This is a genomic window from Trichococcus sp., from assembly GCF_049589555.1.
Taxonomy (GTDB): domain Bacteria; phylum Bacillota; class Bacilli; order Lactobacillales; family Aerococcaceae; genus Trichococcus.
In genome coordinates this window covers 1-4,925 of record NZ_JBAWAZ010000263.1, presented here as the reverse complement: position 1 = coordinate 4,925, position 4,925 = coordinate 1, and the positions used below count along the sequence as shown (strand labels likewise).

Below are 4,925 nucleotides of genomic sequence, written 5' to 3'. Positions count from 1 at the left end.
CCTTGCTGGCCGCCGGTTGTCGTGGTGATGTCGGAGTTTCTGTCGTATACCGTTGTGCGGTAGTAACTGAACGCGAGGTAATCGGATGGGTGATTTTTCAATATTTCTTCGTCGCCATCCTCAAATTTCAGCTCAAAATCATATTCATCAAAAATGCTCTTCGCATAGGCCGGGTAATAGCCGCGCATCATCACGTCGGAGAACAATAAGGCTCTCCGTCTGAACAGATAGGCTCCGAAAACATCATCCGGATGGCACGTATTCGGGTAAATGCCGGACAGGGCCAACATAGTGCCGATTTTGACATTCGGAATCATTTCATGGGCCAGCTTGTTCGCATAGCTGCAGGCTACCATCAGATGATGCAAAGCCTGGTATTTGCCTGCGGCTTCTTCCGGCAAATATTTGGTCGGAAGGACCGGACCCTTGTTCACCGTTTTAGCGTCATCTTTTTTATAGGTTCCCAAGGTCCAGAACCCGCCCAAAACATTAATTTCGTTGACTGTGATCCAATATTTCACCTTGGATTTGTATCGGGTGAAAAGTACCTCACTGTAGCGAAGATAGAAATCAATCATTTTCCGGTTTGCCCAGCCGCCGTATTTCTTGGCCAATCCCACCGGCATATCGAAGTGAAGAATGGTGACGATCGGCTCGATGCCATGCTTCAAGCATTCGTCGAAAACATCATCATAGAATTGCAGCCCTTCTTCGTTCGGCTCCTCCTCGTCACCGTTAGGAAATATTCTCGTCCAGGAAATCGACAACCGATAGCTGTTGAACCCCATCTCCGCCATCAGCCCGATATCCTCTTTGTAATGGTGGTAGAAATCGGTGGCGTTGTGGCTTGGGTAATACTCGCCCTCTTTCAGGATCGGCTCCGCGCCAATCGGTAAAGATTCGCCTAAAGTAATGTGATCCATTTCCCCATTGGCATCGGTAAAGTATATTTTTCTGGAAGATGTATGGCTTCCGGCCGTAATCAGGTCCGAAGCGGCCAATCCTCTGCCACCTTCAGCAAAACCGCCTTCGTATTGGTTCGCGGCGGTTGCGCCACCCCATAAAAATGTTTCCGGAAATGCTTTGTTCACTGTCATTACCACCTTTGTCATTTGTGTCTGAACACTTATATCTGCTTCCATTATTGATTTCCCGACAAAAAAAGTAAATGCTTTCGGCAGCTATTGGCACACCATTGCAGGATTTCTTTTTGGACGCGCATTTGTTGAAACATAATTTCATCATTTGGCTCTGTTTTATTTAATTGGTGAAAATTGATTAAGATTTTTGATTTAGGGTATAATATATAATATAAGTATAAACAGTTGCGGAGGTTTAATAAGTGAGGAAAAATATGGAATTTAATATTAACGATTTAAAATGGATAAGAGAACCTAAAAACTATAGTATTACTGAAAATAAAATAGAAATTATTACAGAACCTCATACTGATTTATGGCAAAGAACATATTATAATTTTAGGAATGATAATGCTCCTGTTTTGCAAATTAATACTGATGAAAAATACTTTTCTTTTATAGTAAAAACTGAATTTGAAAGCAATCATCGTTTTGACCAATGTGGAGTAGTTATGTATTTAGATAGTGAAAATTGGTTTAAATGTTCTATTGAATATGAAAATGAAGATTTTCAACATTTAGGCAGTGTTGTTACGAATAATGGCTATTCTGATTGGGCTACTACAGTTATTGATGCATCTATTAAATCTATGTGGTATAGATTTAGTCGAAGAGAGGATGATTATTGTATAGAATCATCGATTGATGGAATTAATTATAGTCAGATGCGTATATTTCATATGTGGAAAGGTAATGGTGCTATTCAATTTGGTATTTATGCTTGTAGTCCAGAAAATTCATCGTTTAAAGCAATATTTACAAATATGGAGATAACAGATTGTAAATGGCTAGCTCATGATGGGCAAGCTTCAGATGGAAATGTATAGGGATAGCTTTCAATTTGATAATCAGATTATTATGAACAGTTTTAATATATTACGAACTAAAGACCAGTGAAAATTTTACTGGTCTTTTAAATTTATCATATATCATCAACATTATTTTAAAACAGAGCCCATCATTTAAATCCACAAATGGTATAATTGGGGCAAAACGGGGGTGATATTTCTGAACCTAATCAGCAGGATGAACCAAAGCCACTTTTTTTCGAACTCGGAGAACAGCATCATCCGTTTTCTGCTTGAAAATCCGGATGACATCAAAAACGCCACAACCAAAGATCTTGCCGCGAAAACCTTCACGAGCCCGTCAACGATCGTGCGTCTGGCCCAAAAATTGGGCTTTCAAGGCTACAATGATTTCAGAATCGAGTTCCTCGCCGCTGTCCAGCAGATCGACAGCCCGTTGGTTTCGATCGATGCCAATTTTCCGTTCAAAAAAGCAGACGGCATCAGCGAGATATCCTCAAATCTATCCCAGCTTTTCGTGGATGCGGTCAAGGAAACCAATTCCTTGGTGGATGAAGCAACATACGATCAAGCCATAGATCTGCTCGATCAAGCGACCTTCATCGACATTTATGGCGTCGGCTCAAACCAGCACTTGGCCTATAATTTCACGCTCGATATGCGGCGCATCAACAAAGAAGTCACAACATCCACCAGCCAGCAGGAGCAGCTCATCAAGGCCGCCACCTCGAATAAAGACCGGGTTGCTTTGATCATTTCCTACACCGGCGAAACCAAAGACATCCTCGAGATCTGCCAACTGCTGAATGCTACGGAGACGCCGATGATCTGCATCTCCAGTGTCGGGAACAATAGCATCAGCGATTTGTGCGACATCACCTTGAACATCGTCACCTGGGAAAAAATGTTCTCGAAAATCAGCACCTTCTCTTCCAGCGTGTCCACTCTGCTGGTGTTGGATATTCTGTATGCCGCCCTGTTCGCGCGGAACTATGATAAAAATAAGGAACGTTTGCTTCAGGTGAAGGCGAACACCACCGGTTTCCGATCCAAAATCCAGCCTCTGATGGAGGATGTTTAGCGTCAAATAGTTTTCTTATTCCTTAGGTATTTAAAATACAAATTTATTTGAACTACCCCCACCTACGCTATCGCTTAGAGGTGGGGGATTCTTAGGAACATCACTCTATCGAGCGATTATTGACTAAGCTACCCCCGTAGCTTCCTACGGTTAGAAGCCTCAAGGCTTCATGTTCTAGATTTATGCTTGCGTTCAGATCCCGGTCATGGTGAGCATTACATTGAGGGCAATCCCAGTCCCGGACAGAGGTATTCTTCACGTCTTTATTTTGGTAGCCACAGCACGAACAGAGTTGGCTGGAAGGGAAGTTCCGGGCAACGGCAACGACTTGCTTGCCGTACCACTTTGACTTGTATTCCAGCATCGTCCGAAACTGCGCCCATGATGCTTCCGCTATCCCTTTGGAAAACTTTTTGTTTTTCATCATGCCGGATACATGCAGATCTTCGATGCCGATGACGTCGTGGTTTTTGACGATTTCAGTCGAAATCTTTTGCAGGTAATCGGTTCTTGCGTTACTGATTCGTTCATGGATTCTTGCGACTTTGACGCGCTGTTTCTGGTAGTTTTTCGATTCGGACAGTTTTCGCCCATCCTTTTTAGCCTGCCTTGCCCGCCGGGAAAGAATTTTTTGTTCCTTAGCGAGCTTTCGCTCCAGTTTGTGGAAAAACCGCGGATTTTCATAGACTGTCTCGTCTGAAACGACGGCAAAATCCTTCAATCCGACATCGACACCGCAAGCGGAACCCGTTTTCGGCAATAGTTCCATTTCGGTTTCGACCAAAATGGAAACATAGTAGTTGCCCGAAGGATTTCGTCGGATGGTTGCGCTTATAATTCTTCCGTCCACTTCTTTGGACTTGGCGAATTTGACCAGTCCCAACTTGGGCAGTTTCAGTTTGTTCCCCACTACGGCGATATTTCCATTTGTCTGCTTGGTCGTGTAGGACTGGACCGGGTTCCGTTTACTCTTGAAACGCGGCGCCTTGTTCTGCTTTTTGAAAAAACGATTGAAAGAGTCGCTGAGGTTCCGCAGAGCTGACTGCAGGGCGATGCTATCGACTTCCTGTAGCCAAAGCGTCTCCGATTCTTTTTTCAGCAACGTCAACTTGGCCGAACAGGCGGAGTAATTCAAGCCCGCTCCCGTCTCCTCATAGGTTTTGTTCCATTCGGACAGGAAGCGATTGAACACGAAACGAGAACAGCCGATAGTCTTCCCAATCAGGATCTGCTGCTCCTGATTGGGATAGATTCGGAACTTATAGTTTTTGTGGATCATCACTGTCATTCGCCTCCTTATACCATACATTATACGCGAACGTACGTTCTTTGTCGAATGGGAGGTCCATCGTTAATGGCAAGAATTTTTTGAAAAAAATAGGCTAATGCCTACCGCCATTCATCTCCCGCCTACTCATTGGGCTGCGCCCTTTTCATTCCTAGAGGTGGGAGTCTTCTGGCGGAAAATGATAAAAGGAGTGTTTTGATTATGATGCAAGGAAACAAAAATGCTTTTCCGAAGGATTTCCTGTGGGGCAGCGCTTCGGCAGCTTATCAGGTGGAAGGCGCTTGGGACGAGGACGGCAAAGGTCCATCGATCTGGGATGAATTCGTGAAAGTGCCCGGCACCACCTACAAAAACACAAACGGTGATGTTGCAGTCGACCATTACCATCATCTTGAGGAAGATGTCCGCTTGATGGCGGAAATGGGCCTGAAAACCTACCGCTTCTCGATCGCCTGGGCACGGATTTTCCCGACTTCCATGGATGAAGTGAACCAGAAAGGATTGAATTTCTACCATAAGCTGATCGACCTGTGCCTCGAAAACGGCATCGAGCCGATGGTGACGATCTATCACTGGGATCTGCCGCTGTTCCTGCAGGAAAAATACCG

At 44.3% G+C, this 4,925-nt stretch carries 5 protein-coding genes; 3 read left to right on the top strand and 2 right to left on the bottom strand.

Annotated elements, in window-relative coordinates:
- The coding region (locus WBV27_RS09555) for a glycoside hydrolase family 1 protein (protein WP_424201524.1) at window positions 1-1,097 on the bottom strand (1,097 nt) is incomplete at its 3' end.
- A 257-nt stretch (window positions 1,098-1,354) separates the two neighbouring features.
- Between WBV27_RS09555 and WBV27_RS09550 the strand changes: the two genes are divergently transcribed.
- Together WBV27_RS09550 and WBV27_RS09545 are read left to right on the top strand one after the other, a co-directional pair.
- Entirely contained in the window at window positions 1,355-1,966 is a 612-nt protein-coding gene (locus tag WBV27_RS09550) for a DUF1349 domain-containing protein (protein ID WP_424201522.1), read from the top strand.
- 199 nt (window positions 1,967-2,165) lie between these two features.
- Window positions 2,166-3,029, top strand: coding sequence for a MurR/RpiR family transcriptional regulator (locus tag WBV27_RS09545; protein WP_424201520.1), 864 nt, complete (start codon window positions 2,166-2,168; stop codon window positions 3,027-3,029).
- Window positions 3,030-3,129: 100 nt separating this feature from the next.
- Here WBV27_RS09545 and tnpB read toward each other — a convergent pair whose 3' ends face one another.
- A complete protein-coding gene (gene tnpB / locus WBV27_RS09540) occupies window positions 3,130-4,308 on the bottom strand; it encodes an IS200/IS605 family element RNA-guided endonuclease TnpB (protein WP_424201526.1) in 1,179 nt (392 codons plus the stop codon).
- Between the two features lie 210 nt (window positions 4,309-4,518).
- Between tnpB and WBV27_RS09535 the strand changes: the two genes are divergently transcribed.
- Window positions 4,519-4,925, top strand: a 407-nt coding sequence (locus tag WBV27_RS09535) for a glycoside hydrolase family 1 protein (RefSeq protein WP_424201518.1), incomplete at its 3' end; no start/stop codon positions are given.

Excerpts from the sequence above, each read along its gene's own strand:
- WBV27_RS09550 (WP_424201522.1), top strand. The coding sequence starts at position 1,355 with ATGGAATTTAATATTAACGATTTAAAATGGATAAGAGAACCTAAAAAC.
- WBV27_RS09545 (WP_424201520.1), top strand. The coding sequence starts at position 2,166 with ATGAACCAAAGCCACTTTTTTTCGAACTCGGAGAACAGCATCATCCGT.
- tnpB (WP_424201526.1), bottom strand. The coding sequence starts at position 4,308 with ATGATCCACAAAAACTATAAGTTCCGAATCTATCCCAATCAGGAGCAG.